Origin of the sequence: Actinokineospora spheciospongiae (assembly GCF_000564855.1) — a bacterium.
Taxonomy (GTDB): domain Bacteria; phylum Actinomycetota; class Actinomycetes; order Mycobacteriales; family Pseudonocardiaceae; genus Actinokineospora; species Actinokineospora spheciospongiae.
In genome coordinates, this window is the sequence record NZ_AYXG01000107.1 from 1 (window position 1) to 17870 (window position 17870).

Annotated in this window: 20 protein-coding genes; 15 read left to right on the forward strand and 5 right to left on the reverse strand. The window is 72.7% G+C overall.

Annotated features, from left to right (window positions below):
- Nucleotides 1-115 precede the first annotated feature (115 nt).
- From UO65_RS15470 to UO65_RS15510, 10 genes are all read left to right on the forward strand, one after another.
- Complete coding sequence (locus UO65_RS15470; protein WP_233427594.1) at nt 116-877, forward strand: type III secretion system chaperone family protein; 762 nt, start codon at nt 116-118, stop codon at nt 875-877.
- Nucleotides 878-917: 40 nt separating this feature from the next.
- Entirely contained in the window at nt 918-1697 is a 780-nt protein-coding gene (locus UO65_RS15475) for an SDR family NAD(P)-dependent oxidoreductase (protein ID WP_035283164.1), read from the forward strand.
- Nucleotides 1698-1775: 78 nt separating this feature from the next.
- Nucleotides 1776-2741 carry a phospholipid scramblase-related protein gene (locus UO65_RS15480; protein WP_035283165.1) on the forward strand — a complete coding sequence of 322 codons (966 nt, stop codon included), beginning with the start codon at nt 1776-1778 and terminating at the stop codon, nt 2739-2741.
- A 14-nt stretch (nt 2742-2755) separates the two neighbouring features.
- Nucleotides 2756-3343 carry an orotate phosphoribosyltransferase gene (gene pyrE / locus UO65_RS15485; protein WP_035283166.1) on the forward strand — a complete coding sequence of 196 codons (588 nt, stop codon included), beginning with the start codon at nt 2756-2758 and terminating at the stop codon, nt 3341-3343.
- Nucleotides 3344-3428: 85 nt separating this feature from the next.
- Complete coding sequence (locus UO65_RS15490) at nt 3429-3806, forward strand: DUF2784 domain-containing protein (protein WP_035283168.1); 378 nt, start codon at nt 3429-3431, stop codon at nt 3804-3806.
- A complete protein-coding gene (locus tag UO65_RS15495; protein ID WP_035283169.1) occupies nt 3803-4450 on the forward strand; it encodes a TrmH family RNA methyltransferase in 648 nt (215 codons plus the stop codon). The genes UO65_RS15490 and UO65_RS15495 overlap by 4 nt, the downstream gene beginning before the upstream one ends.
- 85 nt (nt 4451-4535) lie before the next feature.
- Nucleotides 4536-5648 (forward strand): glycoside hydrolase family 76 protein, encoded by a 1113-nt coding sequence (locus UO65_RS15500; protein WP_052021221.1) that lies wholly within the window; start codon nt 4536-4538, stop codon nt 5646-5648.
- A gap of 61 nt (nt 5649-5709) precedes the next feature.
- Entirely contained in the window at nt 5710-6465 is a 756-nt protein-coding gene (locus UO65_RS15505; RefSeq protein WP_233427595.1) for an SDR family oxidoreductase, read from the forward strand.
- Between the two features lie 91 nt (nt 6466-6556).
- On the forward strand, nt 6557-6730 hold the full coding sequence (locus UO65_RS37405; protein WP_200873381.1) for a hypothetical protein: 174 nt from the start codon (nt 6557-6559) through the stop codon (nt 6728-6730).
- An 86-nt stretch (nt 6731-6816) separates the two neighbouring features.
- Complete coding sequence (locus UO65_RS15510) at nt 6817-7290, forward strand: SRPBCC family protein (protein WP_035283184.1); 474 nt, start codon at nt 6817-6819, stop codon at nt 7288-7290.
- 121 nt (nt 7291-7411) lie between these two features.
- Here the strand turns inward: UO65_RS15510 and UO65_RS15515 are convergent, their stop codons facing one another.
- The gene (locus UO65_RS15515) at nt 7412-8446 is read right to left on the reverse strand and encodes a LacI family DNA-binding transcriptional regulator (protein ID WP_052021223.1); all 1035 of its coding nucleotides are present in this window, start codon (nt 8444-8446) and stop codon (nt 7412-7414) included.
- Nucleotides 8447-8523: 77 nt separating this feature from the next.
- Here UO65_RS15515 and UO65_RS15520 point away from each other — a divergent pair, with 77 nt between their 5' ends.
- Both UO65_RS15520 and UO65_RS15525 read left to right on the forward strand, forming a co-directional pair.
- Nucleotides 8524-9138: a nucleoside/nucleotide kinase family protein gene (locus UO65_RS15520; protein ID WP_035283171.1), complete on the forward strand. Its 615-nt coding sequence runs from the start codon at nt 8524-8526 to the stop codon at nt 9136-9138.
- A gap of 80 nt (nt 9139-9218) precedes the next feature.
- The gene (locus tag UO65_RS15525) at nt 9219-9602 is read left to right on the forward strand and encodes a VOC family protein (protein ID WP_035283172.1); all 384 of its coding nucleotides are present in this window, start codon (nt 9219-9221) and stop codon (nt 9600-9602) included.
- Between the two features lie 6 nt (nt 9603-9608).
- On the opposite strand, the gene UO65_RS15530 is transcribed toward UO65_RS15525, so the two are convergent.
- On the reverse strand, nt 9609-10184 hold the full coding sequence (locus UO65_RS15530; RefSeq protein WP_084175640.1) for a DedA family protein: 576 nt from the start codon (nt 10182-10184) through the stop codon (nt 9609-9611).
- A gap of 179 nt (nt 10185-10363) precedes the next feature.
- On the opposite strand from UO65_RS15530, the gene UO65_RS15535 reads away from it, so the two are divergent.
- Nucleotides 10364-10927: an ABC transporter ATP-binding protein gene (locus UO65_RS15535; protein WP_035283175.1), complete on the forward strand. Its 564-nt coding sequence runs from the start codon at nt 10364-10366 to the stop codon at nt 10925-10927.
- Nucleotides 10928-11046: 119 nt separating this feature from the next.
- On the opposite strand, the gene UO65_RS15540 is transcribed toward UO65_RS15535, so the two are convergent.
- From UO65_RS15540 to UO65_RS15550, 3 genes are all read right to left on the reverse strand, one after another.
- Nucleotides 11047-13725, reverse strand: a complete 2679-nt coding sequence (locus UO65_RS15540; protein WP_035283177.1) for an MFS transporter — start codon at nt 13723-13725, stop codon at nt 11047-11049.
- On the reverse strand, nt 13722-14234 hold the full coding sequence (locus UO65_RS15545) for a MarR family winged helix-turn-helix transcriptional regulator (protein ID WP_035283178.1): 513 nt from the start codon (nt 14232-14234) through the stop codon (nt 13722-13724). The genes UO65_RS15540 and UO65_RS15545 overlap by 4 nt, the downstream gene beginning before the upstream one ends.
- A 135-nt stretch (nt 14235-14369) precedes the next feature.
- Nucleotides 14370-15314 carry an alpha/beta hydrolase gene (locus UO65_RS15550; RefSeq protein ID WP_052021222.1) on the reverse strand — a complete coding sequence of 315 codons (945 nt, stop codon included), beginning with the start codon at nt 15312-15314 and terminating at the stop codon, nt 14370-14372.
- A 189-nt stretch (nt 15315-15503) separates the two neighbouring features.
- Between UO65_RS15550 and UO65_RS15555 the strand changes: the two genes are divergently transcribed.
- Nucleotides 15504-16901, forward strand: a complete 1398-nt coding sequence (locus tag UO65_RS15555; protein WP_035283179.1) for an FAD-binding oxidoreductase — start codon at nt 15504-15506, stop codon at nt 16899-16901.
- Nucleotides 16902-16954: 53 nt separating this feature from the next.
- Nucleotides 16955-17551 carry a hypothetical protein gene (locus UO65_RS15560; protein WP_035283180.1) on the forward strand — a complete coding sequence of 199 codons (597 nt, stop codon included), beginning with the start codon at nt 16955-16957 and terminating at the stop codon, nt 17549-17551.
- Nucleotides 17552-17870 lie beyond the last annotated feature (319 nt).

Here is a 17870-nt window from a genome sequence, read left to right on the forward strand (position 1 = left end):
TCCCGGGCGTGTCCCGGGCGCGTCTGCCCCCGTCGCAGGGGAAGTTCGTGCGATCGGGGGGCGCGGCGCGGGGCCGTGATCTTGAACCCGGCGCTGTGGCGACTACTCTGCCCGTGTGGGTATCCCCGCTTGGGTGTGGTTCGTCATCGCGGTCGTCGCGTTCATCGCAGGCGGCGGCTTCCTGCTGCGCGACCGGGCGCTGCTGACGTCCAGAAACCGGGAACGCCGGAGGTGGGCGGGCCTGCGCGGCTGGCAGTTCGCCGAGACCGACCCGCTGCTGCCGAAGAAGTGGTCCGGTGGCGCGGTCGCCTACTACGGCGACGGCGTGGCCCGCGACGTGGTGGCCGGGTCGACGTTCACCGCCGACGGCAGGCGCAAGGTGTTCGTCTTCGACCTGGAGGCCGGTGGGCGGGTCAACACGGTGATCGCCGCCGTGCAGACCCGCAAGGTGCACCCGGTGGTGGTCGAGCTGTGGGTGCCGAGCACGCCGTTCCAGCGCGAGCACATGCCGGAGCTGCTGGGCCCGGTCGGGCAGCGGTACGCGTTCGTGTCCGACATCTCCGGGGCCCGCGCGCTGATCACCCCGGACCTGGTGGACGCCACCGAGGAGATCGGCCGCGACATCGCCGTGGCCTGGATCGAGGACGGGTGGGTGCTCGCCGCCGCCCCGCCGAACTCCAGCCCGTCGCGGCTGGAGCGGCTGCTGCGCGGCATCGGCGAGATCGCCGACGTGGTCGACCCGTTCGACGCCGAGGCCGAGCCCGCGGGCGGGGCACGGCCCGAGCAGGCCGGGGCGGAGCGGGTCGAGGCCGAGGAGAGCAGGGGTGAGCAGGTGAAGGCCGCGCCGGAGCCGGTCGCGGACGCCAAGGACGCCTGATCTTCTTCCGGTCCCGGTTACCAGTGAGTAGCGTGGCCCCATGCCCACCGCGCTCATCACCGGTGCCACCGCTGGCATCGGCGCCGCCTTCGCCCGCAGGCTCGCCGCAGACGGCTACGACCTGGTCATCGTCGCCCGCACCGCCGACCGGCTGAAGGCCGTCGCGCTGGAGCTGGCCGAGACCCACGGCGTGCGCGTGCAGGCCATGACCGCCGACCTGACCACCACCCGCGCCCGCAAGCGCGTGGAGGCCCGGCTCGCCGACCAGGACAAGCCGGTCGACCTGCTGGTCAACAACGCCGGGTTCGGCACCCGAGGCGCCTTCGCCGAGGCCGACCCGGACTGGTTGCAGAACCAGCTCGACCTCAACGTCACCACCGTGATGCGCCTCACCCGGGCCGCGCTGCCCGGGATGCTGGCCCGCGCCCACGGCGGCATCATCAACGTCTCCAGCGTCGCGGGCTTCTTCCCCGGCACCGGTCCCTCCTACGGGGCCACCAAGGCCTACGTCACGGCGCTGTCGGAGGGCCTGGCCACGAACCTGGCGGGCACCGGTGTCCGGGTCGTCGCCCTGGTCCCGGGCTTCACCCACACCGAGTTCCACGACCGCGCGGGCGACGACATGACCGACCTGCCGGACTTCCTGTGGCTCGACGCGGACCGGGTGGTCGCCGACTGCCTCGCCGACCTGGCCGGTGGCCGCAGCCGCTCGGTCCCGGGCAGGCAGTACAAGGCCATCGTCGCCATCGGCAAGCTCCTGCCCGCGGGCCTGCTCCGGTTGATCGAGAAGCGCGCCGCCGCGGGCCGCAACCGGGGGTAGCGGTAGCGGCCCGCTCACTCACCGCGAAGGCGCGGATTCCCAGGTCCGACCGGGCGCGGCGGAGTTAGGCTGCCGCGCATGACGAACCCGCAGCCCGGGTGGTACCCGGATCGCCCCGGCAGCCCGACCCTCCGGTACTGGGACGGCTCCCAGTGGACCAGCCACACCCAGCCCGCGCCGCAGCAGGCCCCCGGCCAGCCGCAGCACCCCGGCATGCAGTTCGGCGGGCAGCCGCACCAGCAGCAACCAGGTCAGCAGTACGGGGGCCAGCAGCACCCCGGCCAGCAGTACGCGGGGCAGCCGGGTCAGCAGTACGCCCCGGGGCAGCAGCAGCAGCGCAGCGACGCCTCCGCGTGGGAGCTGTCGCTCGACGGCGCGCACGACCCGAACAAGATCCGCGACCAGCAGCGCCGGGCGGGCGTCGGCCAGGTCGGCCAGGGCGGCGGGACGCTGTTCACCGAGCCGGTGCTGGTGGTGAACCAGAAGGTCAAGCTGATCGAGATGTCCAACGAGTACACCGTGTTCGACCAGCACGGGACGCAGGTCGGCGCGGTGGCGCAGGTGGGGCAGGGCGCGTTCCGCAAGGCCGTGCGGTTCCTCTCCAGCTACGACCAGTTCCTGACCCACCGCTTCGAGGTGCGCGACGCGCACGGCAACAACCAGCTCCTGCTGACCCGCCCGGCGAAGTTCATCAAGTCGAAGATGATCGTGACCAGGCCGGACGGCGCGCCGGTCGGCGAGATCGCCCAGGAGAACGCGATCGGCAAGATCCGGTTCGGGTTCCTCGTCGACGGGCAGAAGATCGGCGGCATCCAGGCCGAGAACTGGCGCGCCTGGAACTTCTCCATCACCGACAACACCGGCCAGGAGGTCGCCAGGATCACCAAGACCTGGGAGGGCTTCGCCAAGACCATGTTCACCACGGCGGACAACTACGTGCTCCAGATCCACCGGCAGCTCCCCGACCCGCTGCTGAGCCTGGTCGTGGCGTCCGCGCTCACCGTCGACACCGCCCTCAAGCAGGACAGCCGAGGCTTCGGCTGATCCGGCCGGGCGGCATGAGAGGGTGTGCACCCGTGCGAACTCCTGTTGACGCCTCGGTCCGGTCCGAGCTGGCGAGACTCGTAAGTGAGCTGGCCGTGGTGCACGGCCGGGTGACCCTGTCCTCCGGCGAGGAGGCCGACTACTACGTCGACCTGCGCCGGGCGACCCTGCACCACGCCGCCGCCCCCCTCATCGGGAAGCTGCTGCGCGGCCTCACCGCCGACTGGGACTACGTCGCCGCGGGCGGCCTGACCCTCGGCGCCGACCCGGTGGCGGTGGCGATGATGCACGCCGCCGCGGCGGCCGGTGAGGTGCTCGACGCGTTCGTGGTGCGCAAGGACGCCAAGTCCCACGGCATGCGCAGGCGGATCGAGGGCATCGAAGTCGCGGGCCAGCGGGTCCTCGCCGTCGAGGACACCTCGACCACCGGTGGCAGCGTGCTGACCGCGGTGGACGCGCTCACCGAAGCCGGGGCGACGGTCATCGGCGTGGTCACCGTCGTCGACCGGGGCACCGGGGCCAGGGAGGCGATCGAGGCGCGCGGGCTGCCGTACCGGTACCTGCTGGACCTCGCGGATCTCGGTTTGGTCAAAGGTGACTGACCAGTAGGAATTCCGGTGGGAAGACCCCGGCCCCGGGATACGGTGGAGGCATCCGCCGGACACCCGGCGGCCGGGGAGGTGCCGCATGATCGCGCTGCTCGTCGACGTGACGGTGGTCGTGCACTTCGCCGCCCTGATCTTCATCGGGTTCGGCGGCTTCCTGGCCTGGCACTGGCCGAAGGCGATCTTCGTGCACGTGTTCTTCGCGGCCTGGGGCGTCGTCGTCAACGTGACCCCGCTGCCCTGCCCGCTGACGACCCTGGAGAACCACCTCCGCCACCGGCAGGGCCTGGGCGACCTGCCCGGCGGCTTCAACGAGTACTACGTCTTCGGGCCGATCATCCCCGACGGCTATGGTCAGTACGTGGCTTTCGTGGCGGTGGCGGTGCTGGTGGTGTCCTACGCGGGCGCGTTCACGCGCTGGCGGAGCAGGCGGAGCCCGCTGGTCTCCGCCGCGAAGTGAGCGAGCAGGGCCCCACCGAGTGGGTGTTCGGCGAACCGGTCGGCGTGGGGCCGTGGCCGGGTGACCCCCCGGACGACCCGCGCTACGACCCGGCGCTGCTGGCCGAGGGCGACCGGCGCAACGTCGTCGACGCCTACCGGTACTGGCGGCGCGACGCCGTGGTCGCCGACCTCGACCGGCGCAGGCACGACTTCCACGTGGCCATCGAGAACTTCCAGCACGACCACAACATCGGCACCGTCGTGCGCACCGCCAACGCGTTCACCGCGAAGGCCGTGCACATCGTCGGCCGCAGGCGGTGGAACCGGCGCGGCGCCATGGTGACCGACCGCTACCAGCACGTCGAACACCACCCCACGGTGGAATCGCTGCTGACCTTCGCCGACGCCGAGGGCCTGGCCGTGGTCGGGGTGGACAACACCCCAGGGTCCACGCCGATCGAGCGCACCCCGCTGCCCCGGCGTTGCGTGCTGGTCTTCGGCCAGGAGGGACCCGGCCTCAGCGAGGACGCCCGCAAGGGCGCCGACGTGCTGGTCTCCATCGCCCAGTTCGGCTCCACCCGGTCCATCAACGCCGGTGTCGCGGCGGGCATCGTCATGCACTCCTGGGTCCGCGAGCACGCCGACCTCGACGCCGCCTGGTGACCGCTCGACCGCCGGTCGACCCCGACAGGGTGAATCCGGCCGGTCGGCCGGGCGGACCCGCCGCCGCAGCGGCGACCATCGGGGGATGAGCCGGTACGCCCGGGGCGCGGTGGCGCCCACCCTGTGGGCCGCGCGCGCCGGTGTCGCCGAGCGCGCCGTCCGAGACCGGCACCTGCGGCGGGTCTGGGGCCTGCCCGGCACCGCGCTCGGCCGCGCCGCCTGGCCGCCAGGGCCGGGGCAGCGCCTGTTCACCGAGTGGAACTACTGGTGGCAGGCGCACCTGCTGGACTGCCTGGTCGACGCGCAGCTCCGGGACCCGGTGCCGGACCGGGCCCGGGTCGTGCGGCAGTTGGTCCGCGGCATCCGGGTGCGCAACCTGGGGAGCTGGACCAACTCCTACTACGACGACGTGGCGTGGCTCGGCCTGGCGCTGCTGCGCGCCTCCGACCACCTCGGCCTCGACACCGGGGCCGCCGTCGCCCGGATCACCGAGCAGCTGCGCGCGGGCTGGACCGACCACGGCGGCGGCGGCATCTGGTGGCGCCGCGGCGACACGTTCAAGAACGTCCCGGCCAACGGCCCGGCCGCGATCCTGCTCGCCCGCGCCCAGCGCGCCCCGACCGGCGGCGACCGCGCCGACCGGCAGCGCGCCCGTTCGATGACCAACTGGATGACCCGCGCCCTGCGCGACCCCGAGACCGGCCTGCTCTTCGACGGCCTGCACGTGGCCCCCGACGGCTCGATCACCGACGTCACCCGCATCTTCTACCCCTACTGCCAGGGCGTCTACCTGGGCGCCTGCGTCGAACTCGGCGCCCACGACCCGGGCGGCGGCTGGCTCGAACGGGCCGTCGACGTCGTGTACGCCACCGCCGGGCACCTCGCCCCCGCCGGGGTCATCACCGCCACCCCGGGCGGCGACGGCGGCCTGTTCGCGGGCATCCTGACCCGCTACCTCGCGCTCGCCGTGCCCTACCTGCCCACTGATGCGGCGGACGTGGCCCGCGGTCTCGTGCTCGCCTCCGCCGATGCGGCGTGGCGCAACCGGACCGTCGCCCCCGGTGGCCCGGTGTTCCCGGCCGAGTGGGCGCGGCCCGCCGACCAGCCCGATCCGCACCGGCCGGAGCGGGCGCTGTCGGTCCAGCTCTCCGGCTGGATGGTGCTGGAAGCCGCTGCCCGCCTGGAAAGGCCCGCTTAGGCCGCATCCGGCGCGGCTATCGCGAACACGGACTCGCAGGACACGGCCTAAACTCCGGCGGATGGGTACCGGGATGGGTGTGGTCGTGGTGACCGGTGGCAGTCGGGGGATCGGCGCGGCCACCTGCGTTCGGTTGGCGCGGGACGGGTTCGACGTGGTGGTCGACTACGCGCGCGACGCCGCCGCGGCCGAGCGTGTGGTCGCCGAGGTGCGCGCGGTCGGCCGGGAAGCCGTGGCGGTGCGGGGAGATGTGGCCGACGAGGACGACGTGGCCCACCTGTTCACCGCGGCCCAGGAGCTGGGGCGGCTGACCGCCGTCGTCGCCAACGCGGGCATCACCGGGAACACGCCGGGGCGGCTCGACGAGCAGGACGTGGCGACCGTGCGACGTGTGTTCGACGTCAACGCGGTCGGCGTTTTCCTGTGCGCCAGGGAAGCCGTGCGCCGTATGTCCACTCGATACGGTGGGGCGGGCGGTTCGGTCGTCACCGTCTCCTCCACCGCGGCCGGGCGCGGGTCGCCCGGGGAGTGGGTGCACTACGCCGCGAGCAAGGCCGCCGTGGAGGTGTTGACCAAGGGGTTGGCCGCGGAGGTCGGGCGCGAGGGGGTGCGGGTCAACTGCGTCGCGCCCGGGATCGTCCACTCCGAACTGCACGCGGCGGCGGGCATGGCCGACCGGCCGGAGCGGTTCGCCGCCAGGGTGCCGCTCGGTCGTGCCGGTCAGCCCGAGGAGGTGGCCGACGCGGTGTCGTGGCTGCTCAGCCCCGGGGCGTCTTTCGTGACCGGGGCGGTGATCCCGGTGTCCGGTGGGTTCTGAATGCCCCGATCGGTGGGGTGTGACCGGTGCGGTGGCTGGGTACATCGCGGGACAACGGAGTCAGGGACGACCAGCGGAGAGGAGAACCGCCATGGCAGACGGGTTGGTGCTACAGGGCGAGATCGAGACGGACCTGTCGGCGGAGGTGCGCAGGCGCGCGGCGCGGACGGTCGCGTCGGTGGCCACCGACGCGCGCGAGTGCGCCGAACTCCTCTCCATGCTCGGGCTCGCCCCGGACGAGGGCGCGGCCGAGCGCGCGGCGTGAGTGGTGCGGCGTGAATGGTTAGGTCCCGAATGACCGGGTAAGTCCCAGTAGACCGTTTGAACCGGCAGACCGAGGAGATGTTCGCGTTGAGCACGATCACCGAATCCGTCGATGTAACCGTTCCGGTGACCACGGCGTACAACCAGTGGACCCAGTTCGAGTCCTTCCCCCACTTCATGGAGGGCGTCGAGCGCATCGACCAGCCCGACGACCGCCACACCCACTGGGTGACCAAGATCGGTGGGGTGACGCGGGAGTTCGACGCCACCATCACCGAGCAGATCCCGGACGAGCGGGTGGCGTGGAAGTCCGACTCCGGGCCCGACCACGCGGGTGTCATCACCTTCCACCGGCTCGACGAGCGCACCACGCGGGTCACCGCGCAGATGGACATCGACCCGGAGGGCTTCGCCGAGAACGTGGCCGACAAGCTCGGCCTCATCGACAGCCGGGTCAAGGCCGACATGAAGCGCTTCAAGGGTTTCATCGAGGAGCGCGGCGGCAAGGAGACCGGTGCCTGGCGCGGCGAGGTCGAGCGCCCGGGCCAGCTCCCCACCTGATCGGCACCCGGGGCTGACCGGAGCGGGATTCCGGTCGGCGCGGGTGGTCCCGAACGGGCCACAGTGAAAACGCAGGGCTTCGGCCCTGCGTTTCGCTGTTTCCAGTGCCCGCCGCGCCCGGTCACAACTCGGCGAAACCCGCCCCGGGAACCGCGGTGGGCGCCGGGGCCGGGCAGCCGCAGGAACCGCGGTGGTTGAGCACCGGCGGCAGCAGGACCGTCTCCGGCGGCCGTTCGCCGTCGTCGAGGCGGGCCAGCAGCAGGCGGACCGCGGTGCGGCCGATCTCGTCCACCGGGTGCGCCATGGTGGTGATGCCCGGGGGCACCAGCTCCGCCCAGTCCACCTCGTCGTGCCCGACGATCGCCAGGTCGCGGCCGACCTCCAGGCGGTGCGCCCGCGCCTCGCGGTAGGCGCCCGCGGTCATCGCCCCGTTGCCGGTGATGACCGCCGTCGGCCGCTCCGGGACGGTGAGCAGCCTGCGCAGCGCCAGCACCCCGTCCTGCGGGGACGCGCCGCCGCCCGCGACCAGGTTCGAGTCCCAGCGCAGGCCCGCCCGGCCCAGCCCCAGCCGGTAGCCCAGGGTGCGCTCCTCGCTGGCGCCCATCCACTCCACGCCGCTGATGAACCCGATCCGGCGGTGCCCGGCCTCGGCCAGGTGCGACACCAGCGCCGAGGTGGACTGGATGTTCTCCGCCCCCACCTGGTCCAGCTTGATCTTGTGCGACACCCGGTCCACCAGCACCGCGGGCACCCCCGTGCGCGCCAGCATCTCCAGCGTCGCGGTGTCGCCGGGGGCGGGGGTCAGCAGCATCCCGTCGACCCGGCGGGCCTGGAGCTTGCGCACCGTGGCCCGCTCGCCGTCCTCGGAGTCCAGCGTGTCGCCGAGCAGCACCTGGTAGCCGGCGGCGGTGGCCTCCGCCTCGATGGCGTGCACGAGCTGCGCCAGGTGCGGGTTGGCCAGCAGCGACATGGCCACGCCGATCGACCTGGTGCCGCCGGTGACCAGCGACCGGGCGATCGCGTTGCCGGTGTACCCGGTCTCCTCGATGGCCGCCCGCACCCGTTCGAGCGTCGACTTGGCCACCGGCCTGGTCTCGTTGACCACGTGTGAGACCGTGCTGATGGACACACCGGCCAGCTTGGCGACGTCTTCCATGGTGGCCACGGCTGGGTCACCTCCCTCAGCAGACGGCAAACGCTTGCGTCAACCCTACTCACCCGAATGGAGTTCCCGTGCGGCGGGAGTGGACCTTCTCCGAGTTGCTGGACCGGGCCGCCGCCCTCGCCACCGGACCCCGGCGGGTCCTCGGGATCTGCGGGGCGCCCGGCGCGGGCAAGTCGACCCTGGCCGCCCGCCTGGTGACCGCCCTGGGCGGGCGGGCCGCGCTGGTCGGCATGGACGGCTTCCACCTCGCCCAGGCCGAACTCGACCGGCTCGGCCGCGCCGAGCGCAAGGGCGCCCCGGACACCTTCGACGCGGACGGCTACGCCGACCTGCTCCGCAGGTTGCGGACCAGCACCGACGCGGTCGTCTACGCGCCCGAGTTCCGCCGCGAGGTCGAGGAGCCGATCGCCTGCGCCGTGCCGGTCCCCTGTGAGGTTCCCCTCGTGGTCACCGAGGGGAACTACCTGCTGCTCTGGCCCGCGGTCCGGCCGCTGCTCGACGAGGTCTGGTACCTCGACCCGGACCCCGGCGTCCGCCGCCAGCGCCTCTACCAGCGCCATCGCACCTTCGGGCGGACCGAGGACCAGGCGCGGGAGCGAACGGACGGATCGGACGAAACGAACGCCCGGCTGGTCGGGGGCACCGCCGCCGCGGCGGATCTCGTCCTGCGAAAGATCCAGTAACGCTCGTGCCGAGCGTCGCCCCGCTCGGGCATCATGACCAATGACCCGCCCCCGAACGGGTCAAGGAAGGACGGTCGGCGATGCCCGCTCTCACCGGCGCGCACCATGTCGCCCTCACGGTGACCGACGTGGACCGCAGCGTTCCCTGGTACGAACGCGTCCTCGGCTTCACCACCGAGGGCCGCGAGGACGACGAGGGCGACCAGGGCCTGCGGAAGGTGTTCCTGCACGGCTTCGGCATGACCCTCACCCTGGTCCAGCACCCCGGCGCCGAGCGCGCGGCGTTCGACGAGTGCAGGCCGGGCCTGGACCACCTGACGCTGCCGCTGGCCGACCCGGCCGCCCTCGCCACCTGGGCGCGGCGGCTCACCGACCTCGGCGTCTCCTTCACCGCCCCGGACGACTCCCCCACCCTGTCGCTGCGCGACCCGGACGGCATCCAGCTCGTCCTCGCCGCGGGCTGAGGCGGGTCACTCGGCCAGGGACACCTCTTCGGCGGGCTTGCGCAGCTCCCGGCGGTACCGCCGGATGCCCCACGCGGTGCCCCCGACGAAGAACGCCACGCTGGCCACCACCGCCACCGTCTTCAGCCACGGGAGCTGGTCGAGCAGCCCGGCCGCGTAGTACCCGCCGAGCACCAGGATCGGCACCCAGGCGAGCCCGCCCACGAACGTGGCCAGCGCGAACCGCCTCGGGTCCATCCGCGCCGCACCGGCCACCAGCGGGGCCAGGGTGCGGACCCACGGCAGCCACCTGGCGACCACGATGGCGAAGAAGCCGCGCTGGTCCAGGAAGTCGCGGGCGCGTTCCAGCCGCTCCGGGTTGAGCACCTTGCCGCCGCGCCGGGCGATGATCGCGTGCCCGGTCTTGGCGCCGATGAAGTACCCGGTCTGGTTGCCCGCGACGGCGGTCAGCGTGGCCGCCAGCGACAGCCACCACGCCTGGTGCTCGTGGTGGTGCTGGGCCAGGACCACCCCGGCGGCGAACAGCAGCGAGTCGCCGGGCAGGAACAACCCGACGATGAACGCGCACTCGGTGAACACCATCCCCAGCACGATGGCCCACACGAGCGCCGGGCCTGCGGATTCGAGCCAGTCGAAGATGAAGTCCACGGCCCCAGGCTACGTCCGCCCGCCCGCCGGGCCAGTCGATGCCGCACAGTTTCATCGAGCCGTGGCCCCCGGGTCACCAGGAACTTCCTCGTGCTCACCCGCGTTCACCGCCTGTGATCGAAGGGCGGGGACTGGGGGTCCGGTTCGGTGAGCGGTGGCTGTTCCGCGGGCTCGACCTGGACGTGCCCGGCGGCACCTGCGTGGTGCTGACCGGGGACAACGGGTCCGGCAAGTCGACGCTGCTGCGCTGCCTGTACGGGGCGCAGGAGCTGACCGAGGGCACCGTGACCGTCAACGGCGGGGCACCGGACGAGCGGCACGCGGACTTCCGCCGGGGCGTGTCGGTCCTGTTCGACGACTCCACCCTGTTCGACGCGCTGACCCCGCGCCAACACCTCGACCTGGTGGGCGTGGACGTCGACCCCGACCTGCCGGACGACCCCGCGTACACGCTGTCCAGCGGGCAGCGGCGCAGGCTGCTGCTGCTCGGCGCGATCCACCGCGAGCACCGGGTCCTGCTGCTCGACGAACCCGAGCGCGCCCTCGACGCCGGGCGCCGCCGCTGGCTGGCCGGGCTGGTCGACGGCGCCAAGGGGCGCGGGTCGGCCGTGGTCATCGCCTCGCACGACCCGCTGCTGGCCGGACTGGTGGCCGACCACGTCGTCGACCTGGGGTGAAGCGCCGGCCAGGGCCCGCCTGCCGCGAGCCCGGGGTCCTGGTCCTCGCGGCGTTCTGACAGCCCGGAGACGACGACGGCGCCCGCCCCGGTGGGGACGGGCGCCGTCGGCTCAGGTGGTCACTTCCACTCGTCGTAGCCGAGGGTCACGTCGTGCGTGCCGACCTCGCCGCCGCGCAGCGAGACCTGGTCGGCGGTCGGCGAGTAGCCGCTGGCGATCACGGTGTAGTCGCCCTCGGCCAGGTCGTCCACCACGTACCGGCCCTCGTCGTCGGTGCTGGTCACGGTGACCACACCGCCCGCGGCGTCGAGCACGGTGATCCGCGCGTCCGGCACCGGGGACCCGGTGGTCGTGCGGGCCACCCCGGACAGCTCCGCGCCGCCCACCAGCTCCACGTCGTGCCGGACCTCGCCGGTGGCCGGGAGGGTGAGCGGCAGCGCGGCCGGGCGGAACGTGTCCGCGCTGACCACCAGGGTGAACGAACCCGCGCGCACCCCGGCGAACCGGTAGCTGCCGTCGGAGGCGCTCGGCTGGGTCTCCACGACCTCGCCGCGCCCGTCGGTGAGCGTGACCCTGGCCGTGGTGACCGGGGTGTGCCCGTCGGCGGCCATCACGTACCCGTGCAGCACCGCCGCGCCGACCAGGGTCACGTCGACCGTGGCCTGACCGGCCCGCACCTTCACCGTGGTCGCCTGCGGCTGGTGGTCCGGGGCGGAGGCGATGAGCGTGTACGCGCCGGGCAGCGGCGCGTCGAGCAGGTAGCCGCCGTCGTGCCCGGTGCCGACCCGGCCGACCTGCTGGCCGTGCGCGTCGATCAGGGTCAGGGCGGCGCCCACGAGCGCGGAGCCGTCCGGGCGGCGCACCTGCCCGCTGAGCACCGGGGCGTCGCCGACCGCGCTCGCCCGCAGCGCCGAGGGCTGGAACGGCAGGAAGCCCTCGCGGTCGGGGTCCTCGGCCGGGAAGCCGCCCACCCCGTTCCCGTGGTGCCCGTTGCTGCCGTTGCTCTCGGAGGCGGCAACGGCGCCGTTCGCCCTGCCGTCCGCGGTGGTCCCGTCCGCGCGGTCGTCGTCGCGGTCCTCCTCGGTGGGCAGCATCGCCTCGCCGCCCTCCAGGGCCGCGGCGGAGACCGAGTTGGTCAGCCGCAGCGGGATCTCCTTGATGAACAGCGACACCACGAACGCCAGCACCATCACGCCCGCGCCCGCCAGGAACACCAGCTGGATGGACTCGGTGAAGCCCTGCTGGAACGGCAGCGCCAACCGCGGGTCGATCGTCTGCAGGAACGACGAGTCCTGGAGCACCCCGCCGCCCCCGCCGCCGTTGAGCGCGGCGAACACCGGCTGGTTGACCGGGTTGTCCCGGACCGCCGGGTCGGATGCCGCTGCCTGGAACGCCGGGTCCTGCGCGGCCCGGGTGAACGCCGAGGCGATGTTGTCGGCCACCGTGCTGAACAGCAGCGACAGGAACACCGCGACACCGAGCGTGCCGCCGAGCTGCCGGAAGAACGTGGCCGAGGCGGTCGCCACGCCCATGTCCCGCACCGGCACCGCGTTCTGCGCGGCGATCGTCAGCGTCTGCATGCAGTTGCCCAGCCCCAGGCCGAACACCGTCATGTAGACCATCGGCTGCCAGATCGGGGTGTCCACCTCGACGCCGTGGAACAGCAGCAGGCCCACCACCAGCAGCGCGCTGCCCAGCACCGGGAACACCTTGTACCGGCCGGTGCGCGAGGTGATCTGCCCGGACGCCACCGAGGCGATCATGATGCCGAGCATCATCGGGATCATGAACAGCCCGGCCTCGGTGGGCGTCAGGCCGCGCACGATCTGCAGGTACTGCGGGATCATCGAGATGCCACCGAACATGCCGACACCGATGACGGTGCCCGCGATGATCGTCATGGCGAAGGTCGAGGTGCGGAACAGCCGCAGCGGGATCAGCGCCTCGTCGCCCATCCGGTTCTCCACGAACAGGAACGCGACCAGCCCGACCAGCCCGATGGCGTAGCAGGCGATCGACCGGGTCGAGTCCCAGCCCCACTCGCGGCCCTGCTCGGCCACGACCAGCAGCGGCACCACGGTCATCGACAGGAACGCCGCGCCGAAGTAGTCGATCCGGTGGTCGCGCCGCTGGTGCGGCACGTTGAGCACCTTGGTCACCACGACCAGCGCCAGCGCGCCGATCGGCACGTTCACCAGGAACACCCAGCGCCAGCCGGTGACGCCCAGGATCGAGTCGGTGCCCGCGAAGAAGCCGCCGATGACCGGGCCGAGCACGCTGGAGGTGCCGAAGACGGCCAGGAAGTAACCCTGGTACTTGGCCCGCTCCCGCGGCGGCACGATGTCGGCGATGATCGTCAGCGCCAGCGACATCAGGCCACCGGCGCCGAGGCCCTGCAACGCGCGGAACGCGGCCAGCTCGTACATCGACGTCGACAGCGTGCAGGCCAGCGACCCGACCAGGAAGATCGAGATCGCGGTGACGAAGAACGGCTTGCGGCCGTAGATGTCCGACAGCTTGCCGTAGAGCGGCGTGGAGATCGTCGAGGTGATCAGGTACGCCGTGGTCGCCCAGGCCTGCATGCTCAGGCCGTTGAGGTCGTCGGCGATCGTCCTGATCGAGGTGCCGACGATGGTCTGGTCGAGCGCGGCGAGGAACATGCCGAGCATCAACCCGGACAGGATCACCAGGATCTGCCGGTGGGTCAGCGCTGGCGCGTCCTCCGGCGCGGCGTGCTTGGCGGCGGAGGTCCCGCCGGTCAGCTTCTCCCCGCCCGCCTTCGCTTCGACGGTGGTCATCGGTCTTCCCCCTGGAACTTCTCGATCTCGGTGTTGAGCCTGGTGAGCAGGTGCACGAGGGTGCGCCGGTCGTCCTCGGACCACTCGGCGAGCATCCGCGCGATCTGCCGGGTGCGCCGGTCGTGGTTGGCCCGGAAGGCCCGGACGCCCTCCTCGGTGGGCACCAGCACGCACGCGCGGCCGTCGTCCGGGTCGGTCTGCCGCTCGACGAGCCCCTGGCCGACCAGCGCGCCGACCTGCCTGCTCACCGTGGACGGGTCGGAGTGGATCGCCTCGGCGAGCGCGTTCGCGCGCAGCGGTCCGGTGTGGACCAGCGTGGCGAGCAGGGCGTAGTTCGACCGCTCGATCGCGTGCTTGGCCTTGGAGGTGAAGTGCTGCTTGGCGTGGTTGCTCAGCCGCAGGAACCGGACCAGTTGCAGGCCGAGCTGGTCGGCCGTGCGCAGGTCCGCCGGGTCGGGCGCGTCCGAGTCGGTTGGGTTCGGCTCAGCCGCGCGTTGTGCGTCCGCCATGGCGATGTCCCGTTTGTCTTGGTTGTACTCAACAACTGGTTGCGTTAACCAAGCATGTTCTTCGACGGGAGTGATCGCAAGCCGGAATTGAGCAGACGAGGACGCCCGCGCGGCGGGTTCCCCCGGGCGCGCGGACTATGCGGCGAGTTGCTCCGCGAGGGCACCGCGGACGAAGTCGCCCACGTACCCCAGCGCCAGCCGCGCCTCGGGCACCAAGTGGTAGAAGGCGGGGAAGACGTGCACCTGACCAGGCCAGACCTGCAACTCGCAGTGCGCGCCCGCCGCCCGCATGGCCGCCGAGAGCCGCTCCGAGTCGCCGAGCAGGCACTCGATGTCGCCCGCCTGGATCAGCATCGGCGGCCAGCGCCGCTTGCTGCCCTTGAACACGTTCAGCCGCGGGTGGTCGAGATCGACGTCACCCGCGTACTGCAACGCCGCCTCCCTGGCGCGGGCGGGCGGGATGTACGGGTCGCGGTGCACGGCGTCGCGCTCGTCGAGCCCGCGGCCGGTCAGGTCCAGGAACGGCGAGAACAGCACCGCCGCGCCCGGCATCGCGAACCGCTGCCGGGTCAGCTCGGCCAGCAGCCCGGCGGTCAGGTGCCCACCGGCGGAGTCGCCCGCCACCACGACCTGCTCCGGCCGGTAGCCCTGGTCGAGCAGCCAGCGGTAGCCCGCCATCGCGTCGTCCGCGGCGGCCGGGAAGCGGTGCTCCGGCGCGCGCCGGTAGTCCAGCAGCAGCACCGGCAGCCCGGTCGACTGCGACAGCGCGGCGGCCAGGTGGCGGTGGCTGCGCAGCGAGCCGAAGACGAACCCGCCGCCGTGCAGGTACAGGATCGCGCCCGCCCGCTCGTCGGCCGCGCGGGCGGTGATCCACAGGCCGCTGACGTCGCCGAATCCGTGCGGCTCGTGGACCGCCCGGATGCGCGTGCCGCGCGGGATGGGCGCCATGCCCACGGTGTCGAACGCCTCGCGGACGATCCGCAACCCGGAGCCGTGCAGGCGCAGCCGGTCGGCCATCGGGCGGATGCTCGTGCGCAGCACGTTGGCGAGGGTGCGGGCTTGGACGCTCGGTCCGGGCATCACTTCACGTGCGAGGCCAACCATGGCGAACCCCTCCCGACCGGGCGTCCCCAGTGACGCCCGCCACACCACTGTAAACAGTGATCGAACAATTTCCGCATACGATTTGAAGAAATCTGGAATGGCGCATCAATTTGTCGCCCGATGAGCGTACGGCCAGGAATAGCACTCACGGGTTAACGTCATCGCGTGACCACCGACGCCCTGCTCACCCGACTCCGCGCCGCCCTCGGCGACGGCGGCGTGCACGTCGACCCCGACATCACAGCCGGTTACCGCCGCGATATGATGCCGCTGGCCCCCTTCGGCGACCCGCTGGCCGTGGTCTTCCCGGAGAGCACCGGCCAGGTCCAGGAGGTGGTGCGGGCCTGCGCCGAGCACGGGGTGCCGATCGTGCCGCGCGGAGCGGGCAGCGGCCTCAGCGGCGCGGCCAACGCCGTCGACGGCTGCGTGGTCCTGGTGACCACGCGGATGAACCGCATCGTCGAGATCGACGCCGACAACCGGCTGGCCGTGGTGGAACCGGGCGTGGTCAACCTCGACCTGCGCGGCGCGGTGGAGGAGCACGGGCTGTTCTACCCACCGGACCCCTCCAGCTACGACTGGTGCACCATCGGCGGCAACCTCGCCACCAACGCGGGCGGCCTGTGCTGCGTGAAGTACGGGGTGACCACCGATTCCGTCCTCGGCCTCGACGTCGTCCTCGCCGACGGGGAACTGCTCCGCACCGGCCGCCGCACGGTCAAGGGCGTCGCGGGCTACGACCTGACCAAGCTGTTCGTCGGCAGCGAGGGCACCCTCGGCGTGATCACCCGGGCCACCGTCGCGCTGCGCCCGCTGCCGCAGGCCCCCGGAACCGTGGTCGCCGCGTTCGGCACCACCGCCGCCGCGGGCACGGCGGTCAGCCGGATCGTCCGCGAGGGCGTCGTCCCGTCGCTGATGGAGATCATGGACTCGGTGTCCATCGCCGCGGTCGAGGCCCACCTCAAGACCGAACTCGGCGCGGGCGGGGGCTGCGCGGCCCTGCTGCTGTGCCAGTCCGACTCCGGCGGCGAGGCGGCCAGGGCGGAACTGGCCAAGATCGAGCAAATCTGCCTGGACGCGGGAGCGGAACTCGCGCACACCACCTTCGACATCGCCGAGGGCCAACTGCTCCTCACCGCCCGCCGAGCCGTCCTCATGGCCCTGGAGGTCTACGGCGCCTGGCTCACCGACGACGTGTGCGTCCCACGCACCCGCATCACAGAATTGATAGACGCCTGCGAGCGCATCAGCGCCGAGGTCGGCCTGCGCGTCGCCGTCGTCGGCCACGCGGGCGACGGCAACATGCACCCCACGATCGTCTACGACCCGGCGTCCGAGGACGAGTTCACCCGCGCCCGCCGCGCCTTCGCCGACATCCTCGACGCGGGCCTGGCCCTGGGCGGCACGGTCACCGGCGAACACGGCGTCGGCAAGGTCAAGCGGGAGTGGCTGGCGAGGGAAATAGGTCCGGTCGGCCTGCGCACCCACCGGGCGATCAAGGCCGCACTGGACCCGGGCAACCTGTTCAACCTCGGCTCGATGTTCGACCCCGACCCGGCCTGACCGCTACCGTACGCCGCACCGAGGGCAACCCACGGGGGGAGCTGGCACCACAGATGGACGTCGCACAGTACGCCGCCGCCACCGAGGTGGCCCGCAGGCTCGCAGGCAGGCTCTCCGACGACGTCGTGGCCGTGGTGCAGGCCCAGTACGCCGCCGGGGAGCCGGAACTGGCGGTCGCCGCCCTGCTGCTCAACCTGGTGGCCGAGGGGGTGGCGGTCACCGCCCAGGAGGCCACCCTCATCCGCTCCCTGACCCCCGACCCCACCGACCCCGCCCTGGCCGACCTGGCCCTGGCCGACACGGCCCCCGCCCCCGCCTACCGCTTCAGCCCCACCGGCCCCCCGGAAGCCCCCGACCCCACCCCGGTCGACGAGGTCCTCGCCACCGAGGCCCCCCTCATCGGCGCCCGCCGAGTCCGCCGAGCCTGGCGCGACCCACTCCCCGACGCCCCGAACCGCCCCACCTGGGTCTACCTGGTCCAGGTGGCCCCGGAGGTTGACGAACTGCGCGCCTACAGCACCCTCACCGCCCACCTGTGGATGCGCAAGCAGGAGAAGTGGCCGGTGGAGGTCATCGCCGACGGCGGCCTCCTCCCGCCCTATCAGGCCGCAGCGGTCACCGCCGCCCGCCAGATCTGGGCCGCCGCCTGACCACCCCACCCCGCACCCCAACCGCACCCCACCGGGCGCAGCCGCCGACCACCCCACGAACCGCCGGCCTGGCGGCCGGCCACCCGAACCGCACCGGCGCAGCCGCCAACCACCCACCAACCGCCGGCCTGGCGGCCGGCCACCCGAACCCCACCGGCGCAGCCGCCAACCACCCCACGAACCGCCGGCCTGGCGGCCAGCCACGCCGAACCCCACCGGGCGCAGCCGGTGACTACCCCGCTAACCGCCGGCCCGGCGCCAGAAGGCCCGGGTGGGTGGATGTGCTTGGGTGGGGGAAGCGATCATGTGCAAGCCTGCC